Annotated in this window: 21 protein-coding genes, 1 tRNA gene and 1 other RNA gene; 19 read left to right on the top strand and 4 right to left on the bottom strand. The window is 42.9% G+C overall.

The window, feature by feature from the left end; translation table 11 throughout:
• Window positions 1–55: 55 nt before the first annotated feature.
• The 5 genes from D1155_RS12020 to D1155_RS16115 all read left to right on the top strand — a co-directional run bounded on the left by D1155_RS12020 (window position 56) and on the right by D1155_RS16115 (window position 6,400).
• On the top strand, window positions 56–1,168 hold the full coding sequence (locus D1155_RS12020) for an ATPase (protein ID WP_160202654.1): 1,113 nt from the start codon (window positions 56–58) through the stop codon (window positions 1,166–1,168).
• Window positions 1,169–1,278: 110 nt separating this feature from the next.
• Complete coding sequence (locus D1155_RS12015; protein WP_160202653.1) at window positions 1,279–1,962, top strand: response regulator transcription factor; 684 nt, start codon at window positions 1,279–1,281, stop codon at window positions 1,960–1,962.
• Window positions 1,952–3,232, top strand: a complete 1,281-nt coding sequence (locus D1155_RS12010) for a HAMP domain-containing sensor histidine kinase (protein WP_160202652.1) — start codon at window positions 1,952–1,954, stop codon at window positions 3,230–3,232. The genes D1155_RS12015 and D1155_RS12010 overlap by 11 nt, the downstream gene beginning before the upstream one ends.
• Before the next feature lie 64 nt (window positions 3,233–3,296).
• Entirely contained in the window at window positions 3,297–4,055 is a 759-nt protein-coding gene (locus tag D1155_RS12005; protein WP_160202675.1) for an ABC transporter ATP-binding protein, read from the top strand.
• A 2-nt stretch (window positions 4,056–4,057) separates the two neighbouring features.
• Window positions 4,058–6,400 carry an ABC transporter permease gene (locus D1155_RS16115; RefSeq protein WP_160202651.1) on the top strand — a complete coding sequence of 781 codons (2,343 nt, stop codon included), beginning with the start codon at window positions 4,058–4,060 and terminating at the stop codon, window positions 6,398–6,400.
• Window positions 6,401–6,406: 6 nt separating this feature from the next.
• Here D1155_RS16115 and D1155_RS11995 read toward each other — a convergent pair whose 3' ends face one another.
• Genes D1155_RS11995 through pepF form a run of 3 tightly spaced genes read right to left on the bottom strand, consistent with a single transcriptional unit; the run spans window position 6,407 to window position 10,092 of the window.
• Entirely contained in the window at window positions 6,407–7,450 is a 1,044-nt protein-coding gene (locus D1155_RS11995; RefSeq protein WP_160202650.1) for an RluA family pseudouridine synthase, read from the bottom strand.
• Window positions 7,447–8,250, bottom strand: coding sequence for an NAD(+)/NADH kinase (locus D1155_RS11990; RefSeq protein WP_160202649.1), 804 nt, complete (start codon window positions 8,248–8,250; stop codon window positions 7,447–7,449). The genes D1155_RS11995 and D1155_RS11990 overlap by 4 nt, the downstream gene beginning before the upstream one ends.
• Before the next feature lie 42 nt (window positions 8,251–8,292).
• Window positions 8,293–10,092 carry an oligoendopeptidase F gene (pepF, locus tag D1155_RS11985; RefSeq protein WP_160202648.1) on the bottom strand — a complete coding sequence of 600 codons (1,800 nt, stop codon included), beginning with the start codon at window positions 10,090–10,092 and terminating at the stop codon, window positions 8,293–8,295.
• A gap of 72 nt (window positions 10,093–10,164) precedes the next feature.
• Between pepF and murI the strand changes: the two genes are divergently transcribed.
• The 8 genes from murI to D1155_RS11945 all read left to right on the top strand — a co-directional run bounded on the left by murI (window position 10,165) and on the right by D1155_RS11945 (window position 17,658).
• On the top strand, window positions 10,165–10,977 hold the full coding sequence (murI, locus tag D1155_RS11980) for a glutamate racemase (protein WP_160202647.1): 813 nt from the start codon (window positions 10,165–10,167) through the stop codon (window positions 10,975–10,977).
• Window positions 10,978–10,997: 20 nt separating this feature from the next.
• Complete coding sequence (locus D1155_RS11975; protein ID WP_160202646.1) at window positions 10,998–11,531, top strand: hypothetical protein; 534 nt, start codon at window positions 10,998–11,000, stop codon at window positions 11,529–11,531.
• A gap of 310 nt (window positions 11,532–11,841) precedes the next feature.
• The gene (locus tag D1155_RS11970) at window positions 11,842–12,054 is read left to right on the top strand and encodes a hypothetical protein (RefSeq protein WP_160202645.1); all 213 of its coding nucleotides are present in this window, start codon (window positions 11,842–11,844) and stop codon (window positions 12,052–12,054) included.
• 594 nt (window positions 12,055–12,648) lie between these two features.
• A complete protein-coding gene (rarD, locus tag D1155_RS11965; RefSeq protein WP_160202644.1) occupies window positions 12,649–13,542 on the top strand; it encodes an EamA family transporter RarD in 894 nt (297 codons plus the stop codon).
• A 3-nt stretch (window positions 13,543–13,545) separates the two neighbouring features.
• Window positions 13,546–14,643 carry a hypothetical protein gene (locus D1155_RS11960; protein ID WP_160202643.1) on the top strand — a complete coding sequence of 366 codons (1,098 nt, stop codon included), beginning with the start codon at window positions 13,546–13,548 and terminating at the stop codon, window positions 14,641–14,643.
• A complete protein-coding gene (locus D1155_RS11955) occupies window positions 14,618–15,562 on the top strand; it encodes an MBL fold metallo-hydrolase (RefSeq protein ID WP_160202642.1) in 945 nt (314 codons plus the stop codon). The genes D1155_RS11960 and D1155_RS11955 overlap by 26 nt, the downstream gene beginning before the upstream one ends.
• Before the next feature lie 16 nt (window positions 15,563–15,578).
• Window positions 15,579–16,751, top strand: a complete 1,173-nt coding sequence (locus tag D1155_RS11950) for a M20 family metallopeptidase (RefSeq protein ID WP_160202641.1) — start codon at window positions 15,579–15,581, stop codon at window positions 16,749–16,751.
• A 1-nt stretch (window position 16,752) separates the two neighbouring features.
• Complete coding sequence (locus tag D1155_RS11945; RefSeq protein ID WP_160202640.1) at window positions 16,753–17,658, top strand: alpha/beta family hydrolase; 906 nt, start codon at window positions 16,753–16,755, stop codon at window positions 17,656–17,658.
• A 12-nt stretch (window positions 17,659–17,670) separates the two neighbouring features.
• Here the strand turns inward: D1155_RS11945 and ssrS are convergent.
• A non-coding RNA gene (gene ssrS / locus D1155_RS11940) (6S RNA) lies at window positions 17,671–17,849 on the bottom strand.
• 337 nt (window positions 17,850–18,186) lie between these two features.
• Here ssrS and D1155_RS11935 point away from each other — a divergent pair.
• From D1155_RS11935 to D1155_RS11910, 6 genes are all read left to right on the top strand, one after another.
• A complete protein-coding gene (locus D1155_RS11935) occupies window positions 18,187–18,510 on the top strand; it encodes a hypothetical protein (RefSeq protein WP_160202639.1) in 324 nt (107 codons plus the stop codon).
• A gap of 196 nt (window positions 18,511–18,706) precedes the next feature.
• Window positions 18,707–19,495, top strand: coding sequence for a formate/nitrite transporter family protein (locus tag D1155_RS11930; protein ID WP_160202638.1), 789 nt, complete (start codon window positions 18,707–18,709; stop codon window positions 19,493–19,495).
• 126 nt (window positions 19,496–19,621) lie between these two features.
• Window positions 19,622–22,291, top strand: a complete 2,670-nt coding sequence (polA, locus tag D1155_RS11925; RefSeq protein WP_160202637.1) for a DNA polymerase I — start codon at window positions 19,622–19,624, stop codon at window positions 22,289–22,291.
• A gap of 9 nt (window positions 22,292–22,300) precedes the next feature.
• On the top strand, window positions 22,301–22,903 hold the full coding sequence (coaE, locus tag D1155_RS11920; protein WP_160202636.1) for a dephospho-CoA kinase: 603 nt from the start codon (window positions 22,301–22,303) through the stop codon (window positions 22,901–22,903).
• Complete coding sequence (locus tag D1155_RS11915; protein ID WP_160202635.1) at window positions 22,887–24,524, top strand: ABC transporter substrate-binding protein; 1,638 nt, start codon at window positions 22,887–22,889, stop codon at window positions 24,522–24,524. Before coaE ends, D1155_RS11915 begins: the two co-directional genes overlap by 17 nt.
• Before the next feature lie 77 nt (window positions 24,525–24,601).
• Window positions 24,602–24,683: transfer RNA gene (locus D1155_RS11910), tRNA-Leu, on the top strand.
• Window positions 24,684–24,754 lie beyond the last annotated feature (71 nt).

The raw sequence follows: 24,754 nt of genomic DNA, 5'->3' as shown, positions 1-24,754 counted from the left end.
GTGACAAGGGTTCCTTCATATGATAGAGAATCAGAAATAGATTGGAGGAATTACATTGTCTATCATACGTCACTATTTCCCTGGCAATAATACGCCAGAGGGATTTTTCTCTTACTACGGATACATTCTTGGACAGCGTGAGGCAAGCCGTATCGTTTGCATTAAAGGCGGTCCCGGCACAGGAAAATCTACTTTTTTAAAGAAGGTGGGCAAAAGACTTTCGGAAGCGGGGGAAAGTGTAGATTTTCTGCATTGCTCTGCAGACGATAATTCCCTGGACGGAATCATTCTGCCAGATAGAAAAATCGCTTTTGTGGACGGTACCAGCCCTCATGTTATAGATCCCATTACGCCGGGAGCTGTTGATTACATCATTAACTTCGGAGAATTCTGGAACGACAAGAAAATCGCAGACTGCAAGGAGGACATCATCCGCTATAACGAAGAATGCTCCGGATGGTACAAAATCGCTTATAATTATCTGGCGGCAGCAAAGAAAATTTACGATAGCATGGCAACCATCTACGATGACGGAATTGAGGTTTCTGAGATTTACAAGTTGGCTGCAGATATCATCGGTCAGGAATATCAGAAATATGATATTTCTTTTAAGTCTGGTGCAGTAAAAAAATTCTTTGCAACGGGTCTCACATGGGAGGGCAGTATTTCCTATCTGAAAACCCTGCTGCAGCAGTCCAAGAAAATCTACCTGATTAACGTACCGGAGGGCTACAGCAATACAAGCTTTATGAACGTGTTGCAGGATGGTGCTGTGTACCGCGGCTTCGACGTGGAAAGCTTCTACTGTCCGATGGATCCTGCCTATAAACTGGAACATCTGCTGGTGCCTGAGCTGGGTCTTGCATTCATCACCACAAACAAGTGGCACGATCTGGAGCCTTGGGAAATCACCGGGGAAGAAGGCACATTGAAAGAAATCACTATGGTGGATATCAGCGATTATCAGAGCACTTACTTCGCTGAAAAGAACGCAGGTATCATCGGGAAACTCTCAAAACTGTACGCTTCTTTGATTCAGGAGGCCATGGATGCGCTGGCAAGAGCCAAGGAGACCCACGATCTTGTAGAGAAGATGTATATTAGAAATATGGATTTTGAGAAAATCGATCAGCTGGTGGAAGACACTGTAGCAGAGATTTTGAAGTAGATGAAAAGGCACTTGCCAGGGTCAGAGGGACCAAAGGCAAGTGCCTTCTTGCTATTCTTTTTCCAAGCGGTTATAATAAGAGCATTCAATAGAGAAAAAGGTGGTAGGACATGCATTACAATTGCTTAATCGTAGACGATGAAAAAATGTTGGCGGACAGCACGGCGGAGTACTTCAATCTCTTCGATGTGAAAACAGAAGCGGTGTACAGCGGCGCTGAATGTTTGGCATTTTTAAGTGAACATACAATTGATTTGCTTCTTTTAGATATCAATCTTGGTGAGTGCAGCGGTTTTTCTTTGTGTAAAGAGCTGCGGGAGACGACGGATATTCCGATCCTGTTTATTTCTGCAAGAAGCAGCGACGATGATAAAATTGCGGCACTTTCCATCGGCGGTGATGACTATATACAGAAGCCTTATTCTCTTGGCGTACTTCTGGCGAAGGTGAAAGCGGTGCTGAAGCGTTACGGCAGAGCGCAAAATACTTGCTACGACGACGGTTATCTTCGTGTTGATTTTACTGCCCGTGAGGTTTTTGCAGGCGGCGAGCCTGTAAAGCTTACTGCTATGGAATTTAAGCTTCTGGTCTATTTGATGGAAAGCAGCGGTACAGTGTCTAAACAAGAGATTTTTGAAAATGTTTGGGAAGACAAATTCACAGGAGACGGCACCCTCAATGTACATATCAGAAAGATTAGAGCTGCAATTGAAAGAGATTCTGCAAATCCTAAATATATTTTGACGGTCTGGGGTGAAGGTTACAAATTTGTGGGGGAAATCAATGAAAAATAGAGCATTTGTCATTTCTCTCATCATCTGTTTTGTAGCGGAATTGGGTATTCTTTTCTTTGCGGCAGGCTCCAGCAAAGATTTTTCTAAGGATAGCGTGGCAGTCAATCGTGTACTGCAGTCTGTGGAGGAGGACTGGACGGATTTGGCTCATCATCAGCAGGCTGAAGGGATGGACTATACAGTCATTGATACAGAAGGTAACGTGCTGTTTCGGACAGCCCATGGAGAAAGCGATACGATACATAAAGCCATCGTACACGGTGACACTATACTTGACGTGGAAATCGACGGCGTTGTTTTGGGAAAGGTGATTATCAAAAATACATCTGCAGAAGTTTTTCAGCGCAATCAGCGGCGCTTAATTTGGGCGCTTTCTGCCGTGATTTTTCTGCAACTTCTAATTTGTCTTGTGTATTTTGCTTATCTTACAAAAGTGGTGATAAAACCTTTTGCGAAACTGAGTGACTTTGCAAAGCAAGTGGCGAAGGGTAACCTGGATATACCGCTGGAAATGGACAGAAGAAATATCTTTGGTGCTTTTACAGAAGCCTTTGATATGATGAGAGTGGAGCTGAAAAAGGCAAGAGAAGCGGAGGCTTTGGCAAATCGCAGCAAAAAGGAACTAGTCGCTGAGCTTTCCCACGATATCAAGACACCAGTAGCTAGTATCAAAGCTGCAGCAGAGGTGGGTGCCGCCCTTGCCGCTGATGAAAAAACGAGAGAGAATTATCTAAGAATTGTTGAAAAAGCTGACCAGATTACGGCTTTGACAAATAATCTCTTGACGGCTACGTTAGAAGAACTTGTGCAGCTTTCTGTTACGCCGGCAGATGTAGAAAGCGGAGCGGTTTTTGGTCTTTTGGCTAGCGCTGATTATCTGCACCGCACCGAAGTTCCAAAGATTCCAGAATGCTTGATTTACGCGGATTTACTGCGGCTGCAGCAGGTTTTTGATAATATCTTTGTCAACGCATATAAATACGCAGATACTGAAATCGAAACCTCTGCAGAAGTTGAGCATAAGCATCTACGCATCGTCATAGAAGACTGTGGCGGCGGGGTTGCGGAAGAGGAACTGCAGACGCTAAAGCAGAAGTTTAAGCGGGGCAGTAATGCGGGCGAGCATTCCGGCGCAGGACTGGGCCTTTATATTGCGGATTATATTATGCAGGAAATGGGCGGAAGTCTGAAGTTAGCAAACGGCGCACAAGGCCTTAAGGTCATCGTGGAGATTGCGCTAAGTGCAAGCGAAGATTTAAGGATTATTTAAGGATTTGCTAAAGACTGTTAAGCAGCTGCAGCGGTAGAATAGAAGCTGAAATGGAGGTTTTATGATGAAAAATATACTGCTGGAGACGGAGAATTTGAGCAAGTCCTTTTCTAATGGAGGAACTTTACAGCACGTTCTTAAAAATATCGACCTGAACCTTTACGAAGGAGATTTTACTGTAATTATGGGTGCCAGCGGCGCAGGTAAATCGACGCTTCTATATGCGCTGTCTGGCATGGATACGCCGACCCTTGGAAAAATTACCTTTAGTAATGAGGATATCTCTCATTTGAATCAGGATCAGCTTGCTGTGTTCAGACGAAAACACTGCGGCTTTGTGTTTCAACAGATTCACCTTATTGACGGTATGACGGTGATGGATAATATTCTTTCTGCGGGTCTTCTTGTGAAGCAGAAGAAACAGGAGCTGGTTGAAAGAGCAAAAAGTTTGTGCAAGCTTGTTGACATTTCTGAGGAAATGCTGCATAAATTTCCTTCCCAGCTTTCAGGCGGTGAGGCTCAGCGGGTTGGAATTGTCAGGGCGCTGATTAATACGCCGGAGATCCTTTTTGCAGACGAGCCTACAGGGGCGCTAAATTCAAAGACCGGTCTTGCGGTGCTAGATCTGTTGACATCCTTTCATGAAAAGGGACAGAGCATTGTGATGGTGACTCACGATATGCGTTCAGCCAGAAGAGGAAATCGAATCCTCTATTTAAAGGATGGTATGATTTTGGGCGAGTGCAATCTTGGTCATTATGTCCATGACGATAAGTCTCGTCATGAAAAACTTGCAGCATTTCTGGAAGAGATGGGGTGGTAGCCGTGAAGAGACTTTTTCTGATTGCAGCTGCCAATCTGCGCAGAGCAAAGGGGCAAACTGCTGCTATCGTTGCGCTTGTGCTTCTTGCTTCTGTTATGCTGAATCTGGGACTCATGCTTTCTATGGATTATAAGGAAAACTTTGACAGATATCATGAAGAACTTAATGCCGAGCATGTCATCTTAGCAGTTGGCAGCCGCAGCCCAGAGGTTCGCAAGACGATAGAAGAAGAACTGACTGCAAATGTGCTGACAGAAGATTACAGCTTTAGTGATGCCTATATGATGATAGGCTCTTTTCCCTATGGAGATGGTGAGATTAATTCTAATCTGCTAATCTTAGAGAAGGAAACCGCGCTGTCCCGTTCTATCGGAAAGGTGGAAATTGTGGAAGAAGATTGTAGCAGTGGGATCTATCTACCCATGCTTTATGGTACGGACGGCAGAATTACAGCAGGCGGCACCGTAGACTTCACCATCGGAAATACGGTAGAAAACTATCCTGTCTGCGGATTTATCAACAGTGTTATGGCAGGCTCTCACAATTGTGTGATTACGGCAGTTCTCTTCACCAAAGACCGGTATGACGCTTTGAAGGATAAAGGAATCGCTGCAGAAACTATGATGGTGTCTGTTCGGATTAAGGATAAAGAGCAGAGTCAGGAATTTGAGGCAGTTTTGAAAAATGCAGTATCTTCTGCATACCCGGACCTTTATATTGTGAGCAATTCCTATGAGCTTGTTACATCTTCGCGCTATATTTCCCAGATGATTTGTACCAGTATTGTCAGTGCTATGGCTTGTTTTATTGCACTGATTGCGCTGGTAGTGATCTCCTCTAATGTAATCAATTATATACAGGAAAACATGCATAATCTGGGTGCACTGAAAGCCATGGGATATACCAGCAGACAGCTTGTTGAATCGCTCCTCCTGCAGTTTTCTGGTGTAGCGCTGCCTGTATCTTGTCTTGGTGCAGCTGCTGCCTACGGGATTTTTCCGATGATAAACAACATGATGATATCGCAGACTGGCATACCGTATAAAATGCATTTTCTGTCTATGCCATATGTAATTACGATTTGCCTGTTGACTCTCATCGTATCCTTTGTCGTATGGCTCTCTGCGCGGCGCATAAAAAAGCTGGAGCCGATTACAGCGCTGCGTCAGGGGATACGGACTCACAGTTTTGCAAAGAGCTACATTCCTCTGGAAAGGACTCGTTTTTCACTAACAGCTGCTCTCGGACTGAAGGCAGGGCTGTCACAGCGAAAGCAAAATATTGTGACTGCAATTACGGTGTTAGTATTGTCTTTGTTTATCGTATTCTCAGGACTCATGCGAGAAAATATGATTGTCAATATGGAGCCATTTATTAATCTAATCGTAGGAGAAACAGCGGATTCCTGTATCAGCATCGACCATAGCGCAGAAGATGCTTTTTTACAGCGTCTTGCAGAAGATGAGAAGGTGGAGAAGGTGTATCTTTATCACAGCGAGGAGGTTCGCCATAAAGACGGGGTCGCTCTTATGATGACCTGCTGTGACGATTTTAACGATGTAAATAATCAGAATGTGGTGTTTGACGGAAGATTTCCAAAGTATGATAATGAGGTGGCGCTTGCTGGCAAGTATGCTGGGGAAAAAGATTTGGAAATAGGTGATGAGATTACGCTGAGTGCCGGTGGTAAAGAGGCGGTATATCTCATCTGCGGGCTGACGCAGATTTCCAATAATTTGGGCAAGGACTGTCTTTTGACGAGATCTGGCTATGAAAGAATGGCTGATTTACAGAATCTTAGCTTTTATATTGATGTGGCAGAAGGCGTGGATATCGATGAGTTTCACGAAGAAATCAGTGAAGCCTTCGGCACGCAGGTTAATACCACCATTAATGTGGCTTCAGCTGTTATAGGCGGTTCGAAGGTCTATGTTTCGTTGATGAAGATAATTGTCATTGCAATTCTAGCATTGAGCTTTCTGATTACGGTATTCGTATTGTACCTGCTAGTTCGGATTATGCTCAATAGAAAAAAGAAAGATTATGGTATTATGAAAGCCTTAGGATTTACAACATGGCAACTGATCTTGCAGACGGCGCTCAGCTTTATGCCTGTTGTGATTTTATCTGCAGCAGTAGGGCTTATCATCAGTGCTTTAATTATCAATCCGCTGACAGCTTTGTTCTTACAGGGAATTGGGATAGTAAAATGCACCTTTACAGTGCCAATAGGATTTATTACAGTCTGCGGCGCACTTCTGGTTCTGTTTGTTTTCGCAGTAACCTGTATTCTGTCCCTAAGAATTAGACGGATATCGCCAAAAGACCTTTTATCCGGTGAATAAAAGGTCTCAGGCTTCTTTGATTTTTTCGATGAGTTTTTCCATGTCCGCAGGGAGCGGCGCTTTGATTTCAAGGGGCTCTCCTGTCACTGGGTGAGAAAATCTCAGCATATAGGCGTGCAGTGCCTGTCTATCTAAAAGGGAAGGGTTGTAGCCGCCGTAGAGATGGTCGCCGATGAGAGGGTGACCCAGATGGGACATATGTACGCGAATCTGATGGGTTCTGCCGGTTTGAAGGAGCAGCTCTACCAGCGTAAATCCGGCAGGAAGCTCGGTTACTGTAATTAAATCGCCATTTACGGTAATCAGATCACCCGGTTTAAATGCTGGTTCTGTGACTTTTTCATCTTCCATAATGCTGTCTTTATAGCCCTGGTAGGCGGCAAGTCCGCTGCCCAGGGTTTTTCCTTCGTAGCGGGCTAGGACTTTTACGTGGGTCACGGAAGGGTATCCGCCTTCCTCCATGACTTTTCGCCTTACATCCTCAGGGTCTGGTCTGCCGATAGGAAGGTCGATGGTAAAGCTATCTTCGGCAATAATACCTGCGACCAGTGCGATGTAGCGTTTTTCAGTAGTATTAGCTTTCATCTGCTTTACCACATCGTCCTGGGCATGGGAGTTTTTTGCCACGATTAAAAGACCGGTGGTGTCCATGTCGAGCCGGTTTACGAAGCGGATTTTAAAGGACTGATTGGTATCCTCCATGTATTTCATCAGACCGTTGGCGATGGTGTGATAAGGATGTCCCTTGGTGGGGTGGACGATAATGCCCGGCTGCTTGTTGATGACGAGCAGGTCATCGTCTTCATAGACAGGATAAATGGGAATATCTTCAGCAGGAAAGTCGCTTTTTTCCTCCGGCAGTTTAATAGATAGTACATCGCCCTCTTTAGGAGAAATCCAGCCTGCCACTTCTTTTCCGTTGAGAAAGACAAGATGCTGGAATTTTAGCTTGCTCAAAAGGCGGGAGGAGAAGCTGAATTTGCTTCTGAGAAGGGCTTTGATGGTCATGCCTTCGTCTTCTTTTGTGATGGTATATTGAAACTTGCTCATAGGAATTTACTCTTTACTTTCGTCCAGAAATCGTAGTTTTCAAAGCGCATCAGGTTGACGTGAATGTCAGAGAAGCTGACTTCGATTTCTTTGATATTTTCGTATTCGGCAGTGGTGCCGTCATAAACTACGCACAGCTTATTCTTTTCCTCATTCATGTCTGGCACAACGCCCAGGGATAAATCCGAAGGCAGCAGAATGCTTGAAGTAAAAGAACGATAGGCGGTGGTATTCATCGGCGCAATTGGTGTAACTTGAAGCAGTTTCAGCCTCGGATCTACAATGCTGCCGCCCAGAGAATAGTTATAGGCGGTGCTTCCGGCAGGTGTAGCAATCAGCAGTCCGTCTCCCGAAAAACGCTCAATAAAGCTGCCGCCGATGGAAATATTTAAGTGAATGGAGTAGGTGGAATTGCCCTTTAGGAGCACCTCGTTGAGTCCCACATGCTCAGCAGTTCCGATATCTGTAGTGATGCGCACTTTAACAGTAGAAAGCTGCTGAATGGAATAGCGTCCTTGTGTATAGTAGAAGATAAAATCATCCAGCATAGAGGGCATGATTTCCTGGAAAAAACCTAGATGACCGGTATTGATGCCGATGATCGGCATAGTAGGGAAGTCAAACTTATGTATGGCTTCTAGGAAGGTGCCGTCTCCGCCGATGCAGACCAGAAGGTCCGCTTTTTCGGTGTATTTTGGCAGTAAAACAAAGCCGGAATTATCCAGCTTTTGTTTTAACTGCTTTTTCGTTCTCTTTGATGTTTCGCTGTCGTTGGCGTAAATATAAATTTTTTTATTCATATCAAGTATTCTATAACATCTGAAATGGCTTTTCAAGAGGTTTTACAGGAGAGCTGCAAGTTCTTCTACCAGCTGTTTAAAGGTTTCCATGGCGAGAATTACAGGCTCCTTACTGCTCATATCAACACCAGCAATTTTGAGAAGTTCTACGGGATAATTGCTGTCGCCGGTCTTTAAGAACTCAATGTAGGCGTCTCTTGCAGTTTCGCCTTCCTTTAGGATTTTGCCTGCAATGGCGGTCGCTGCGGAATATCCGGTTGCATACTGATATACGTAAAAACTTCTATAAAAATGAGGGATTCTTGCCCATTCATATTTGATATATTCGTCTTCTGAAAGGCTGGCACCAAAGTAATCCTTGTTCAGCTTTTCGTAGTTTTCGCATAACCAGTCAGCAGTTAGAGAGCCGCCTTCTTCTACATATTTGTGTGTCATATGTTCAAATTCTGCAAACATAGTCTGACGGAACAGGGTAGTTCTAAATTCTTCGATATACAGATTCAGAAGATATTTGCGCATGGTCGGATCTGTTTCTTTATTTAAAAGATGCTGCATCAGCAGGGATTCATTGACTGTGGAGGCAACTTCTGCCGTAAAGATAGAGTGACTGCCATAGGTAAAAGGCTGAGTTTCTCTTGTGTAGCTTGCGTGCATGGAGTGACCCATTTCGTGCACCAGCGTAAATACATCTTTTAAGGTATCTGAATAGTTCAAAAGGATATAAGGAAAACTGTCATAAGATCCGAAACTGTAAGCGCCGCTGGTTTTTCCTTCATTTTCGTAAACATCAATCCAGCCGGCATCAATACCTGAAAGAACGCGATTCATATAAGCATTTCCCAGAGGCGCCAAGCCTTCCTCCATGATTTTTATGGCCTCTTCGAAAGAAACTTTCCGCTTTGGAATTTCAACGAGAGGTACATAAATATCGTACATTTTTAGTTCATCAACTGCGAGTACCTTTTTTCTTAGGTCGATATAGCGATGCAGTACGGGTAAATACTCATGTACGACAGTAATAAGATTATCGTAAACTGATTCCGGGATATTGCCGCCGGAAAGAGCAGCGGCTCTGGCAGAGTCATAATGACGAATGTTTGCACCGATGACATCGGTTTTTACATTGTAGTTGTAAGCGGAAGCAATGGTATTTACAAGACCTTTATAAGCTTCATAAACGTGGGTAAACGCAGATTTTCTCACATTTCTATCGTGACTTTCCATAAAGCTGATAAAGTTGCCGTGGGTGAGGGAAACTTCCTCTCCGTCCTCATCTTTGATAGTACCAAAACTGATATCTGCATTGTTAAGCATGGTGAAGATTGTATCCGGCGCATCAGTCACTTCAGAAAGTTGTGCTAAGATATTCTCTTCTTCTTTAGAAAGTACATGCTTCTTTTCACGGATCAGATCTTCAATAACAAAGGTGTACTGTGAAAGAGCAGGCAGTTCTTTGATAAAACTGCGCAGAGTATCTTCGGAAGCAGATAAAAGTTCCGGTGTCATAAAACTCATGGCAGCGGAAACCTTTGCGATAACACCGCTGACTTTGTCGTACATGGCCTGCTGAGCGGACACACGGTTATCTTCATCCAATTTCATTCTGGCATAGACATAAGCGCGCTCCAGTTTCTGCCAGATAGCGTCTTTTGTTGTAAACGCATCAAGGAGCATGTCGGGACTTTCGGTTAAATGTCCCTGAAACTTTGAAAAATCAGCTGTTTGCTGTAATACTTCTTCGATATCCTTTTCCCATGCGGCAGCATTTGCGTACATCGCCTGTATGTTCCATTGATACTTTGGATCAATTTCATTTCTGTTTTTTAATTTTTTGTTTCCCATTTCTACCTCCAGTGTAGTATAATAAAAGACTGATAGGAGTAGTATAACACAAAACTGAAAGGAATAGTATAGATGGATAACAGACCAATCGGTTTTTTTGATTCGGGACTGGGTGGACTTACCAGTATTCCCCATATAATGCGCGAGCTGCCGAAAGAGAGGATTATCTTCTTTGGTGATACGGCAAGAACGCCTTATGGCTCCAAGTCGCCGGACACCATCAGGCAGTTTACTATGCAAATCGGAGATTTTTTGATTAAGCAGGGCGTCAAGATGATTGTGATTGCTTGTAATACGGTGAGTGCGACCTGTGTTGAGGATTTGCGAAAGGCTTATCCTGATATTCCGGTCATCGGCGTCATTTCACCGACAGCAAAGGTAATTGCAAACAAGTGCAATATGAACGATCACATTGGAATCATCGCAACAAAAGTGACGGTTAAGTCCAATGCCTATGAGCAGAAGATCAATGAGAAGCACCCGGGACTTAAGCTTTATTCCAAGGCTTGTCCTGCCTTTGTGCCGCTAATTGAGGAGGGAATTATCGACAATGAGATTATGGACCTTACCGTCAAGTATTATTTAGATGATTTTATCAGGGAGAATCAGATTAACCGTCTGGTTCTGGGGTGTACACACTATCCGCTGATTAGTGACAATCTGAAGCGGATTTATCCGGAACTTCGCATAATCAGTTCTTCCAAAGAAGTGGCAACAGCCGTGCATATTGAGCTGGAAAAAAGAGAAATGTTTGCTGCAGAAAGGGAAGGCGAGAATGTATTTTATGCCAGCGACCTTTCGGAAAACTTTGTCAACATGATCCAGAACATTCTGGGCAGGCAAAAAGAAGAACTGAACATTCGATTTAAGAATTTGGATATTTAAAGAAAAGTAGGTAGGATACGATGGATAAAGAGGAATTATTTGCACTTTTAGATATTGAGGCTGGCGCAGAATTTGAATACTTTGAGAATTTTGCTGATTTTGTAGAACACGAGGGTCTCATCGATAGCGACGCAGTCTATGAACTGATCACTGATGTGGATATGAAGACCTTTGCGGAACTCTGTGAAAGCTATTTTTACGAAACTTTGGAGAATGTGCCGGGAGATCAGATTGACCTGTATAACTTGCTTGAAAACGTCAAGCGTGTGCTGGTGGGTCTTTCTGAGGCTGTTCGCAAGGGTGAGGACAATGCAGAACTGAATCTGGCGGACGAGTTTAATCGGTTCAGACTTTGGTATTCCTCCGAAAGTGAAGTGGAGGTAAGGAAAGTGCCGTCGGGTGAAACATCCTTTGTTCCAGTTCGGGATGCTCTTGCCGACGCCAGACTGGAAAAACTCAACGGAGAAGAGTATCTCTATGATTTTTCAAACGCGCTCAGCTATGAAATAGAGGAATTTATGATGACTTACGCTGATCTTGCTGAGGAGAATTAGTACCTATCGCAGCTTTTTACCGAAAAGGTACGAAAGTACTGCATTTGTTTCATTCAAAATATAGAAATTGAAGAAATAATTTCTATATTTTGGATGTTTATATGTAAATGAAAGCGTAAAAGTCTAAAAAACATGACTGAATTTCACTTTTATCGCCAGAAATCTTTTCGTTAGTAAAAAATAACCCCGAATTTTTAGTACCTTTTCTGGAAAAATCGGTGAAAAGTACTAATGCTGAGGGTTAGTATCTTTCAGTAACCAATAGAAAGCTTCCCGCATATGATGAAATAAAACATAAGGGAGGTTTTTTATGGGAGACTTCAGAAATGACTGCTGCGAACCGTGTGAACCGTGCTGTGAGCCGGCGCCGGAATGCTGCTGCGTGAGACCGCAGAACAATTGCTGCTGCAATAACGACAGCGGAAGTGGTCTGGGTATACTTATTTTACTGGTTGTGTTGTATTTTCTGTTTTGTGGAAATGACAACAACCGAGGCGGAGGCCTCTTTGGAGGACTGTTCTAAACAAAATCAAAATCCCCCATACTTTGGTAGATGGGGGATTTTTTGTGTGGCTATAAGGAAGCGAATCTGTTCAAGCATGCGAAATCCTAAGAATTCTCTTAGAAACGACAAATTTGACCGCACAGCAGCCAAAAACAGCCTTTGCGGTCATTTGTAAAAAATGTGTGAAGCCTAAAATGACCGCAAACCCGTCATTTAGACTAATTACGGTCATAAAAGGATGATAAACAGATTTGCACAAAGAAAATTCATCTGGTTGAGAGAAATTCAGGGTAGTCTTATCTGCAGATTTGGAAAATATTGTAATATTTTTGAATAATAAACATGTCGTTGCGTCATATAGAGCCGACAAATGATAAGTTTTGACCGTATTGATTCAAAACTAACCGGTTACGGCCAGAAATGCTGTAACCGGATTCTCTAATCTGACCGCATGATACCAATTTACGGTCTGTGCGGTCAAATAACCAGTTTCTGAAATAGAAGTTTCTTTTCATGTTCCGCCATATGTAGCATTAGAACAAACTCTTGAAAATTCAACGATTCGATGATAAAATATTATGTTAGATTATAGAAAGAATGCAAGGAGAATTTATGGACAAGAGGAACTATAAAATCGGCTTAACCAGCGCTATCGGCTGCGCCATTGTTTGGGGACTTCTTCCCATTTACTGGAACAGTCTGAAACCTATTCCATCAGGGGTGATTATTTTTTACAGAATTGTACTGATGGCGGTGGTATGCTTTATTGCATGTGCATTTCAGTATAGGCCAAAGAATGTGTTTAAACCCATGTTTGAGAGTAAAAAAAGTCTGTTGACTTATATCATAGCGGGCATTATCATTACGATTAACTGGAGCATCTATATCTGGGCAGTTAATGCAGGGCAGGTCATTCAGACCAGCATGGGATATTTTTTGGAACCGCTGGTGGTTTGCCTTTTTGGTGTGGTGATTTATAAAGAGAAGATTAACAATTGGAAGAAAATATCGGTATGTTTTGCTGTCTGCGGGCTTTTGGTCATGATTATTGGATATAAGCAGGTGCCTCTGATTGCAGTAGGTCTGGGCCTTTCCTTTGCGATTTATGCAGCAATTAAAAAGAGCGTCAGCGCTGCTCCGCTGCAGTCGCTCCTTTATGAGACGATTTTTCTGGCACCGGTTGCGCTGGGCTTTGTCTGCTACTATGAGAATGCAGGAGTCGGCGCGCTGACAGCAGGAAGCGGCAAGTTTATCCTGCTGATGTTTGCAGGAATTGCAACGGCAGTTCCTCTGGCACTGTTTTCCTTTGCGGCAAGTAAGCTGCCGCTGATTACAGTGGGGCTGACCGAGTACATATCTCCATCCATTTCATTGATTTTAGGAATTTTCCTCTTCAAAGAGCCATTTGATACAATTCAGTTTAGTGCGTTTGCTATCATCTGGATTGGACTGATTTTCTTTACCTATGGTGAAATCAGCGATAACAAAAATAAAGCGGAGGAATAGATTATGGAAGATAAAAAGCTAAATCTTTTTAATGTGGCTGCTCTTTATGTAGGAACCATCATGGGCGCAGGCTTTGCGTCAGGGCGAGAAGGCTGGCAGTTTTTCGGTGTGTTTGGTGCAAAGGGATACATCGGAATAACCATTGCAGGAATTCTGTTTATGGGGATTGGTATGATGGTGGCATACATCGCTCGTTCGCTGGATACTGCGGATATGGGGCGTATTATCGTGTTTTCAGATAATCCGAAGCTGACAGGCGCTGTAGGTTATTTCATGGCGGCAATTTTATATACTATCATCGTGTCCATGTCGGCAGCCGGCGGTTCTTTCCTTGCACAGCAGTTTGGCATTCATCAGGCAGTGGGTGGTATCATTATCGTCATCATGGTAATATTTACCGTACTGGGCAGTTTTGAAAGAGTATCTAAAATCTTCAAATACACTGCGCCGGTGCTCTTTGCCATTGATATCGTGCTGTGCATTACAGTGATTTTATCAGATATAGAGCAGAGCGGCGCGACGGGTGGATTTCCGGTCAGTGCTATGGCGCCTAACTGGTTTTTGGCGGCATTTCTGTTTATTTCATATAATATGCTAGGCATGATTCCAATTGTGGCGTCTTCTTCTGTTAACGCCAAAGATAAGAAGAGCGGCGTTCTTGGAGCTGGTGCTGGCGGTTTCATGCTGGCGCTTTTGACTGTGCTTCTGATTACGGCACTTCGCAAGGATATGGCGTTCACGCAGAATATGGATTTGCCAATGCTGGCATACTCTGCCAGACTGCATCCGGCAGCTAACATTGCATTCGGTGCAGTGTTGTTTCTTGCAATTTATTCTGCAGCAACCAGCACATATTATGGCTTTTCAACTAAGATTAAGGAGACGCCTATAAAAAAATATATTCTCATTGGCGGTGCGTTTATTGGCTTTGGCTGCGGTCTCAGCGGATTTAAAACCATCGTTGCGTACCTTTATCCAATAGAAGGCTATATTGGATTTTTAATTATCCTGATGATCTGCATAAATTTCATCAAGGTTTACATAGAAAATCACAGAAAGAAGGGAATTTCAAGTGATGGAGATATTGAAAAAGAAGAGTGACCAGATTGTGGAATTTCCCGGTCATGACAGATTTAATTATCCGGAAAATATTGTACGTGTGACATCTGGTCATGGCGGTGAAAGCCTTCTGATTTTTGGGCCTCAAAAAACAGTTCTATATGACTGTGGTATGGCATACTGCCACGAGGGGCTTATCACGAATATTGAGGAGGCGCTTTTAGCACGAGGCAGAGAAACTGTGGATTATGTACTGGTGTCTCATTCTCATTATGACCATATCGGTGCGCTCCCTTATATTATAAAAAGGTGGATGGAGGTAACGGTTTGCGGCGCAGCAAAGGCAAAGTCGGTATTTGAAAGCGATGGTGCAAAAAAGACGATGCTTCGCCTTGGAAATGCTGCCAGAGATGTCTTTGCGCCGGGTACAGAATCGGTGCTGGTTGAGCCTTTGCGCATTGATAGGATTCTTTGCGAAGGAGATAAAATCGACCTCGGAGACGACGAATATTTCTACGTACTGGAAACAAAGGGACATACAGACTGTTCCTTGACCTATGTGCTGGAACCCCAAGGCTTGATGTTCGCTTCTGAAAGCACAGGCGTTTTCATCAATCCGGACAACATGCATACGGCTATTTTAAAAAGCTATGAGGATACCATAGAAGCAGCGAAGAAGTGTGAAAAATACGCACCGAAACAAGTGATTTCACCTCACTATGGTATCACGCCGGACTTCTTTGCAAAGGATTATTTTTCCATGTATATTGCTTCTGCAGAGAGCGAGAGAGATTTTATCCTTTATTGGGCAGATCGGGGTTTTTCAAAAGAACAGATTATGGATAAATTTGAAGCACAATTTTGGAGTGAAGATAGAGGAAAAGAACAGCCGAAGTCGGCATTTTTTGAAAACGCCAAATATACAATCAAACATATATTAACAGTGTTCAGAGGAATCTGAAAGGAAGGAGAGCGAGATGAATTACATCGAACTAAAAGAAAGAATCTTCAAGGCAATAGAAGCGTATTATGCAGAACTTGTACATTTAAACGATGATATTGCTGATCATCCAGAGGTTTCCGGAGAGGAATATGAGACTTCCTGCAAAATTGTAGAACTTTTGCGGTCTCATGGCTATGAAACGGAGTATCCATTTTCTGGGCTGCCTACAGCGTTTAAGGGGATTTACGGTGCCAACAATCATAAGTATAAGATTGCTATTTTGACAGAATATGACGCACTGCCAGAAATTGGTCATGCATGCGGGCACTGTTTAAGTGGCTCAATCAGCGTTTTAGCTGCACTTGCAGCTAAAGATTTACAGGATGAGCTGAATGCAGATATTCATGTGATTGGAACACCAATTGAAGAGACTGACGGTGCGAAATGCGCCATGGCAGAGCGAGGTGCTTTTAACGGTTATGATATGGCAATCATGGTACATCTATATAATGGGAATCTGCTGGCTCCGAAACTGCAGTGTCTTGCCTCTTATCTGTATGAATTCCACGGCACAGCGGCACATGCTTCGGCGGCTCCCTGGGAGGGCAGAAATGCGTTCAATGCGGCACAGCTGATGTTTCATGCTGTAGATATGTTGAGACAGCATGTAAAGCCGGATGCACAGTTTCATGGAATCATTAGAAATGGAGGAGAAGCCCCGAATATTGTACCGGAAAAGGTATCTGCTGAGTTTTATATTCGGGCGCTGGATAAAAAGTATCTTCAGAAATTAATTGACCAGGTGGATTTATGTGCGGAAGGTGCAGCAATAGCCACACAGACAGCTTGGTGCAAAACTCCAACGGCTGCTACTTATGACAATATGAAAGCAAATTCAACAGGTATCGCAGCATTGGCAGAAATCTATCAGGAGCTTGGACTTGAACTGAATGGAGACAGTGAAAAAATATTTGGTTCTTCTGATGCAGGTAATGTCAGCTATGTTTGTCCGGGATTCCATCCTTGTCTGCAGGTAACTGAACCTAATGTGCCAATTCACACAAGAGGGTTTGCTGAAGCTATGAAGACAGACAGGGCTCATCAGGCACTCCGTGATGGAGCAAAAATTATTGCACTGCAGATTGCAAAGATATTCAGTGATGAAGAAAAAATAAAGGCTATGAAGGAAGATTTCGATAGAAACTAAGATGATGAAACAGAAAGTAACAATCCTGCTTCTAATGCTTTTTTTAACAGGCTCTCTATGGGCTTTGACAGGCTGTGAGTCTAAGAATCAGGGCATTTGTACTCTTGACGTGATGATTAAAAATGAGGAAGAAACTTACACTAAGGCGCAGATTGTCATACCGGAAAACTGGGAGGAGGAGAAACTGCCGCTGGTATTTTTGAGCCACGGTTTTCATGGCAATATGAACAGCGCCGGTGGAAAGTATCTGGCGCAGCACCTTGCTGAAAATGGTATTGCGACGATTCGTATGGACTTTGGTCACTATGAAAAAGCGGATACTGAGACAGAGCAGACGAATCAGTATACGGTGGACACTATGGTCGCAGATCAGGTGCTCTGCACCGATTATATGGTAGCGCATTATAACGTCGACCCGGACAGAATTGGTATCTTTGGAAGAAGTCTGGGTGGCAGAGCAGCGATGTACTGTGGAAATGAACATGCAGGCGGATATGCTTACAAGGCAATGGTGCTGGTTGCGCCGGCAGGAAACGGAGACTCCTTTCAGCGTTATATGGGCGGCGCAAAGAACTGGGAGAAGTTCAAAAGAGAAGCGAGGGAGAAAGGCAGCGTGACTCATCAGAAAGTGATACTGACACCGGAGTTTTTTCGCTCTATTGAAGATTACGTGCCGTCGGAAACCGGATATAAATTTCAAGCGCCGGTTTTAGTTATCTATAATACAGAGGATTATGTGGTGCTGCCAGAGGTATCGTTGGAATGTGCCAGGTCATATGAAGATGTGAAAACCATTGAAATCACATCGGTAAAAAGTCCTCATGGTTATGAAATGGGCTTTGAGAAATCAGAAATTAAGGATATGCTCTTTGATGAGATTACGAAGTTTTATCTGGAAAATCTGTGATTTTAGAAAAAGAAAAAACCCAGAAAGCTCCGTCAGGATATAATTGACGCCCTATCTATTGATAGGTGGGTATCCTGCCGGGGCTTTTGTCTTCCACTCTATGGAGGCTTGACATTGGCTCCCTGGACCCGGATTCCCGTTGCGAAAGTGTAGGTTCAATTATGAATCCTTAACGCGAGTTCTAGGCTACTATTATTATACCGCATTTTCCTTTCGATAGCACTATAAAATTTTGCCAGGCGGTGTTCTTTTTTCTGAACTTATCATTGTGAAGTTATTATAATTAGATTGACATTCAGAATTAAATGCGATATGATTAAAATAATTAAATGATTTGCAAATTTTATGAATATAAAGAAAGGAGCGAAAAATAAAAAACAATTAAAAGAGTAATGCCATTATTATTGTTAATTTTGGTACTTGGCACAAGTAACAGTATTTATGCAGAAACCAAAGAAGTTACTTCGGATGGTGTCACTTCGGAAATAATTGTTGAAGGACTTAGTGTATTGAGTGGGGAGGCCGATGATGAGTATTTTTATATTCTTAGTGATGATAATTGTAATTTCTTTAACAGTACTTCGTTACTATTTAACAAAAAATAGCGAAGAACAAAGGGAAGAAGAGGAGCCATCTCTTAAAGAACTGATGCTAATGGGCGTTTCTGCACCATCTGAACAGAAAGTGGCAGCAACAACCAAGAACTCTAAAAAGTCATTTTGGGAAAAGGTTTACTCAGGAGAAGGTCCTCAGCCTAAATATATGCGTCATATAGCCAAGCAGGAAAGACTTAGATGTATAGAGGCAGCAAAATTAGCAGAAAGTAAGGAAAAGAAAGAAAAAAATATATAGGTATTCATCTGCAGTGGATTAAAAGGGAATATTAGTTTTTAAACTCATAGAAATATTTTCTTATACTATGGAAAAGTAGAGAGGAAACTCGCTACTTTTCTTTTTTGTTTCTTTTTTTGAACCTGTAAAGTTATTGACTATTGAGTAAAAGTTGCTATAATTATAAAGTCTATAGATAATGAAAGAAGGAAGTTTTATGTCACAGAAAAATCCACAGCAAATTTTAGAAGCGACGATTGATTCTGCCGTAAAGAAGACTGGCTATTCAGTGAAACAGCTGATACTTTTAGGTCTTATGGCAGGTTTTTTTATTGCAATCGCAGGAGCTGGCGCTAATATGGGTGCATACCGGTTTTTGTCAGAACCTCTGACAAACGGAATCGGAAAAATGGTCTCTGGTGTAATTTTCCCGGCGGGACTGATGATGGTAGTCTTTGCAGGGGCGGAGCTTTTTACTGGTAATAACCTTATGCTGGCAGCTGTTTTGGACAGAAAGATTTCTGCAGGCGCCATGTTGAAAAACTGGGTGATTGTTTACCTTGCTAATCTGATTGGCTCTATGGTGGTGGCATGGATGGTTGCTTATTCAGGACTTCTCGGAACAGGTGACGGCATGCTTACAGATGTGACCATTTCTATCGCATCTTCAAAAATGGCACTGCCTTTTGGACAGGCCTTTGTGAGAGGAATTTTATGTAATTTTCTGGTATGTATTGCGGTCTGGATGGGAAACGGCGCTGATTCCACTGTAGGTAAAATCTTTTCACTGTTCTTTCCAATCTGGCTTTTCGTTACAGCAGGGTTTGAACACAGCGTCGCCAATATGTTCTTCATCCCGGCAGGGATTTTTGCAGGAGGCGCACAGGTAGGTATTACGTGGAGCGGGTTCTTTGTAAATAACCTGATTCCAGTGACACTTGGAAATATTTTAGGGGGCAGCGTCTTTGTCTCAGGTATTTATTATCTAGCGCTGAAGAAAAAATAGACTAATACATAATTTGGAAACTCCGTTAGAATTTGCGGAGTTTTTTCTTTCACAAAACCCTTGCTTGTAAAAAAGCACATTCTGCATTATACTAAAAAGGAATACAGAAACGAAAAGGAAAGACATATGGGAAACAGAATTGTCATTATTGACGGAAACAGTTTAATAAACAGGGCGTATTATGCGATGCAGCGCCCGATGATTACAAAAGAAGGAATTTATACCCAAGGAATTTATGGGTTTATCAATATGCTGACGAAAATCCAGGGTGACTATGCTCCGGATTATATGGCCGTGGCATGGGATATGAAAGCGCCGACCTTCAGACATCAGGAGTATAGTGAGTATAAGGCAGGACGAAAGAAAATGCCGCCAGAGCTTGCAATGGAACTTCCTCTGATGAAAGATATTTTGACCGCAATGGGTATTACCAATCTGGAAACCCCCGGCTTTGAAGCGGATGATATTATTGGAACTATTGCTAGAATCGGGGAAGAGGAAGGTTTGGCTCCGCTGATTATCACAGGCGATAAGGATGCGCTGCAGCTTGCAACTGATGTAACGCAGGTTTTAATTACCAAAAAAGGGATTTCCGAATTTGAACTTTATGACAGAGAGAAGATGATCGAACGTTATCAGCTGACACCAGAGCAGTTTATCGACCTGAAAGGTCTGATGGGTGATCAGTCTGACAATATACCGGGCATTCCGGGTGTTGGAGAGAAGACCGGCATTAAGCTTCTGACACAGTTTGGCAGTATAGCAAACTTACTTGCAAATACGGAGGAAATTGCAAATGTAAAGCTTAGGGCAAAAGTGGAAGAGCATGCACAGCTTGCCGCTATGAGCAGAAGACTTGCGACTATTAACAAATACGTGCCAATTGAGATTGATTTGGAATCCATGAAAACAAAAGAGCCGGATTATACTGCCCTGATTAACCTCTATGTAAAACTGGAATTCAATAGTTTTTTGAAAAAACTGCATATCAAGGAGACTGCTGATATCACCTCCGATTTTACCGAAGATGAGGCAGATTATACTAGAATTACCGTACAGTCGCTAGCGGATATGCAGCTGCTTGATGAAGTGACAGCTGGAAGCGAAGCAATTCTAAAAATCTTTAGCGACAACAATCACGTGGAAAAACCAATCATTTATGGCGCAGGGTTTATATGCGACAAGAAATATTATTACGTAAACTTATCGGATGACCGATTCTTAACAGCCTTTTTACAGTTTCTGCAGAAAAAAAAGCTGCGTTTTGTAGGACATGATTTAATCCGGGATTATTATGTTTTGATGTGGAATGGTTTTTACGATGTAGTGACCGCTTTCGACACAGCTGTTGCCCAATATGTCATCGATCCGACTAAGTCCAACTATGATTTAAAAACTTTAGTCTTTGAGATTCTTCATTATGAAATGGAAGACGAGAAGTCCTTTATGGAGCAGGGCGGACAGATTGATCTTCTTGGAAACAGCGACGAAAGCTATGCAGATTATGGCTTTAAGTGGTGTCTTTCTGTTAAACAACTGAGAAAGAGTCAGCAAAGTCAGCTTGAAAAGGAAAGTCTGATACAGGTTTATGAAAAAGTAGAACTGCCGCTTGTGGAAGTTCTTGCCGCTATGGAAGCGGAGGGTTTTACTGTAAGCAAAGAAACTTTGGAAACCTTTGGAAAGCAGTTGACCTGTGAGATTGAAAAAATTGAAAATCAGATTTATGCCTTAGCAGGTACCAAATTTAACATTAAATCGCCGGTGCAGCTTGGGGAAATTTTATTTGAAAAGCTTGAATTGCCAGCAGGAAAAAAGAGCAAACGAGGCTACAGCACCAGCGCTGATGTGCTTGAAAAAATTAGAGATTTACATCCCATTGTGGATATGGTGCTGGAATATCGGACTCTTACCAAGCTGAACAGCACCTATGTAGAAGGACTGAAACCATTGATTGGCACAGATGGCAAGATTCGGGCTCATTTTCAGCAGACAGTGACGGCGACAGGGCGTATCAGCTGCACAGAACCAAACCTGCAGAATATTCCAATTAGACAGGAACTGGGCAGAAAGCTTCGCAAGGCTTTTGTGCCTGAAAGTGAGAACTATACTCTAGTCGGTGCAGATTATTCTCAGATTGAACTTCGAATTTTGGCGCATCTTTCGGGTGATGAAAACCTGATTGCTGCATTTAACAACGGAGATGATATTCATCGGAATACAGCCGCCAGAGTATTTGGCTTGACCTACGATGAAGTAACGCCTCTTGACAGAAGCCGTGCCAAGGCAGTAAATTTTGGCGTAATCTACGGTATGAGTGGGTTCGGTCTTTCTGAGGAACTGCGGATTTCCAGAAAAGAGGCAGAAAACTATATCAGGGATTACTTTGATAAGCATCTTGCTGTAAAAGCTTATATGGACGGTCAGATTGAAAGCTGCAAAGAAAAAGGTTATACTGAGACCCTAATGGGGCGCAAACGTTATATTCATGAGATTAATTCTTCGGCTTTTATGGCTCGTCAGCTGGGAGAGCGTCTTGCCATGAACAGCCCGATTCAGGGAAGTGCAGCAGATATCATTAAGCTGGCTATGATTAAGGTCTACGGCGAATTAAAGGAACGCAATATGTCATCCAAACTGATTTTGCAGGTTCATGACGAATTGATTATCAAAACTGCAAAGGACGAAATGGAGCAGGTGAAAGAACTCCTGGTTCGCAACATGGAACATGCTATGGATTTGAAGGTAAAGCTGGAAAGTGATTTGAATCAGGGCGATACCTGGTACGATTTAAAGTAGGGGAACGCAATGAAAGTAATAGGTCTTACAGGTGGAATCGGTGCGGGGAAATCCACAGTGTCTGATTATTTGCTGGACAAGGGATTTACCGTCATTGACGCAGATAAAATTGCTCGCTCTATGACAGAGAAAGGCAGCGAAACTTTGCAGGCGCTTACTGAAGCATTTGGAGAAGATATTCTTTTTACAGACGGTTGCCTTGACCGAAAAAAGCTTGCTGCTATAGTGTTTTCCGACGAGAAAAAAAGGCTTGTTTTGGAAGAATTGACTACTAAAAAGGTGGTACAGATTATAGAGGAGAAGATTACTGGACTGCAGGAAGAAGGCTATGAAGCGCCTGTTTTTATAGATGCACCTCTGCTCTTTGAGTCCGGTGCGGACAAACTGTGTGATGCGGTCTGGCTGGTGGATGCAAGCATAGATATTAGGATACGCAGAGTGATGGCTCGTGATGACGTTACTTCTGAGGAAGTGAAGCGACGCATTCTAAATCAGATGAGCAGCAGCGAAAAAATTGCTCGTTCTACAGATATTATAGATAATTCAAAGGGAAAGGAAGCGCTCTATGAGCAGGTAGAGCGATTGTTAGAGAGATATGCTGAAACAAAATAAAGGGAATAGGAATTACAGAGTATTTGATTTTCTTCACAGACACATTATTATTATCATAATAGCTGTGGTAGTTCTCGCAGGAGGATTGTCCACCATCGCCATCGTGCGCGGCGATGTCAGTCCCTCGGAGGAAGAGCAGGAAACGGTCACTTATGAAACGATGGACAAAATTTATCTTGCTATGGACAGGGTAGAAACTTTAAATCCGCTGGTATCTGGCGACAGTGATGTGTATTATATCAGCCAGCTGTTATTCAGCAGTCTGTTTTATTTAGATGACAAACTGGGTGTAAAGTCTCAGGTGGTGGAAAGCTATAATACCAATGCGCAGGCTGGCAGCGTGTCACTGGAGCTTAGAAAAGACGTAAAATTCAGTGACGGTTCTTCGTTGACTGCCAATGACGTACGAGCAACTATAAACACAATTTTGCGTATTGGTTCTGACGGACCTTATTATGAGTACGTTTCTAAAATTGATTCGGTACAGATTTCTGATACATATGCGATGACTGTCCACTTTGAGGACCCAGCCGATGCAGCGCTGGATAATTTGGTATTTCCAATTATTTCCGCTACGAATTACGATGCAGACAGCGATAGAGTTGTGGGAAGCGGTCCCTATGCGATTAGCAGCTATGACAACACGAAGTGTTTGAATTTAAATCCTAACAAGTACTATTTTGGTGAGAAGCCGGAAAACAAACTGCGTTTTAAAGTGCTGCCGGACAAGTCCAAAACCTCGGGTCTTATGACGATGGAAGCGGTAACTGCTTATGTGAGCAGAGACCAGGACGCTGACGCTGATGCTGAAGATAAGGATTTGAATACGGAGAAGATTAGTTCAAGTGAACTTGAGTATTTGGGTTTCAATTTTAAGAATAAAGTGCTGGCAAAGAAAGAAGTCAGACAGGCTATCGCAAAAGCAATCGATGTGGAAAGTTTGATTCATGACAACTACGGAGGCTGTGGCATTTCTTCGGATTCAATCTATTTTCCGGGCTTTTTAGGTACTGAGAATAAGGGAGATACCTATGCCCAGGATTTAAAGGGCGCTTCGGATTTACTTGCTGCGGCAGGCTACCGTGATGTCAACGAAGATGGGCTTTTGGAAGATGGAGAAGGAAAAAAGGTTTCCATGACCATTTTAGTCAATGCGAATGATGGAAATCGTGAAGATACCGCAGAAAGCATTGCCGTCTCACTAAGGGAAATCGGCATTGATGTAAAGATAAAAAGTCTCGGCTGGCAGAGTTATAAAACAGCAGTCAAAGAAGGAGAGTTTGACCTGTATCTGGGCGGCTATAAATTCGATAAGAAGTTTGATTTGAGGCAACTGTTTAGCAGCGGGAATGCAATCGGCTACAAAAACACCACAGTACAGTCCTATGTCAACCAGATGGAAACCTGCCTAAGCAGAAAGAAGCAGAAAGGGATCTATGAGAAACTGAAACCAGTTCTTGCTGATGAGCTGCCGTACTACTGCCTGTGCTACAAGACTTATGCGTTTATTACAGTACCTAGATTCACCGGAGAGGAACTGCCGACTTTCTTTGACATTTACAGAGGCTGTGAAAGCTGGAGCTGGGAACGAACCATGGTGACTGAGAACGAGGAGAAATAAAAAGATAAAATAAATGCTTTACTTTTTGTGCTGTATGGTATATAATCTTTTTTGCGGTTGTGATTTAACCGCATCCTGCGGCAGTGGCGGAATGGCAGACGCGCACGGTTGAGGGCCGTGTGGGAAACCGTGCTGGTTCGAGTCCAGTTTGCCGCACCATATGAGAACTGCTGATTGTCAGCGATGATAGTCAGCAGTTCTTCTTTCAAGGAAGTATTGACGATGAACAG

The organism is Anaerotruncus sp. 80 (assembly GCF_009936115.1).
GTDB lineage: Bacteria > Bacillota > Clostridia > Peptostreptococcales > Anaerovoracaceae > Senimuribacter > Senimuribacter intestinalis.
The sequence above is the reverse complement of the archived record's forward strand: the minus strand, read 5'-3'. Positions and strand labels throughout refer to the sequence as shown.

Bases quoted from the DNA above. Each gene is read 5' to 3' on its own strand.
- D1155_RS12015 (WP_160202653.1), top strand. From the start codon at position 1,279: ATGCATTACAATTGCTTAATCGTAGACGATGAAAAAATGTTGGCGGAC.
- D1155_RS12010 (WP_160202652.1), top strand. From the start codon at position 1,952: ATGAAAAATAGAGCATTTGTCATTTCTCTCATCATCTGTTTTGTAGCG.
- D1155_RS12005 (WP_160202675.1), top strand. From the start codon at position 3,297: ATGAAAAATATACTGCTGGAGACGGAGAATTTGAGCAAGTCCTTTTCT.
- D1155_RS11995 (WP_160202650.1), bottom strand. From the start codon at position 7,450: ATGAGCAAGTTTCAATATACCATCACAAAAGAAGACGAAGGCATGACC.
- D1155_RS11990 (WP_160202649.1), bottom strand. From the start codon at position 8,250: ATGAATAAAAAAATTTATATTTACGCCAACGACAGCGAAACATCAAAG.
- pepF (WP_160202648.1), bottom strand. From the start codon at position 10,092: ATGGGAAACAAAAAATTAAAAAACAGAAATGAAATTGATCCAAAGTAT.
- murI (WP_160202647.1), top strand. From the start codon at position 10,165: ATGGATAACAGACCAATCGGTTTTTTTGATTCGGGACTGGGTGGACTT.
- D1155_RS11975 (WP_160202646.1), top strand. From the start codon at position 10,998: ATGGATAAAGAGGAATTATTTGCACTTTTAGATATTGAGGCTGGCGCA.
- D1155_RS11970 (WP_160202645.1), top strand. From the start codon at position 11,842: ATGGGAGACTTCAGAAATGACTGCTGCGAACCGTGTGAACCGTGCTGT.
- rarD (WP_160202644.1), top strand. From the start codon at position 12,649: ATGGACAAGAGGAACTATAAAATCGGCTTAACCAGCGCTATCGGCTGC.
- D1155_RS11960 (WP_160202643.1), top strand. From the start codon at position 13,546: ATGGAAGATAAAAAGCTAAATCTTTTTAATGTGGCTGCTCTTTATGTA.
- D1155_RS11955 (WP_160202642.1), top strand. From the start codon at position 14,618: ATGGAGATATTGAAAAAGAAGAGTGACCAGATTGTGGAATTTCCCGGT.
- D1155_RS11950 (WP_160202641.1), top strand. From the start codon at position 15,579: ATGAATTACATCGAACTAAAAGAAAGAATCTTCAAGGCAATAGAAGCG.
- D1155_RS11945 (WP_160202640.1), top strand. From the start codon at position 16,753: ATGATGAAACAGAAAGTAACAATCCTGCTTCTAATGCTTTTTTTAACA.
- D1155_RS11935 (WP_160202639.1), top strand. From the start codon at position 18,187: ATGAGTATTTTTATATTCTTAGTGATGATAATTGTAATTTCTTTAACA.
- D1155_RS11930 (WP_160202638.1), top strand. From the start codon at position 18,707: ATGTCACAGAAAAATCCACAGCAAATTTTAGAAGCGACGATTGATTCT.
- polA (WP_160202637.1), top strand. From the start codon at position 19,622: ATGGGAAACAGAATTGTCATTATTGACGGAAACAGTTTAATAAACAGG.
- coaE (WP_160202636.1), top strand. From the start codon at position 22,301: ATGAAAGTAATAGGTCTTACAGGTGGAATCGGTGCGGGGAAATCCACA.
- D1155_RS11915 (WP_160202635.1), top strand. From the start codon at position 22,887: ATGCTGAAACAAAATAAAGGGAATAGGAATTACAGAGTATTTGATTTT.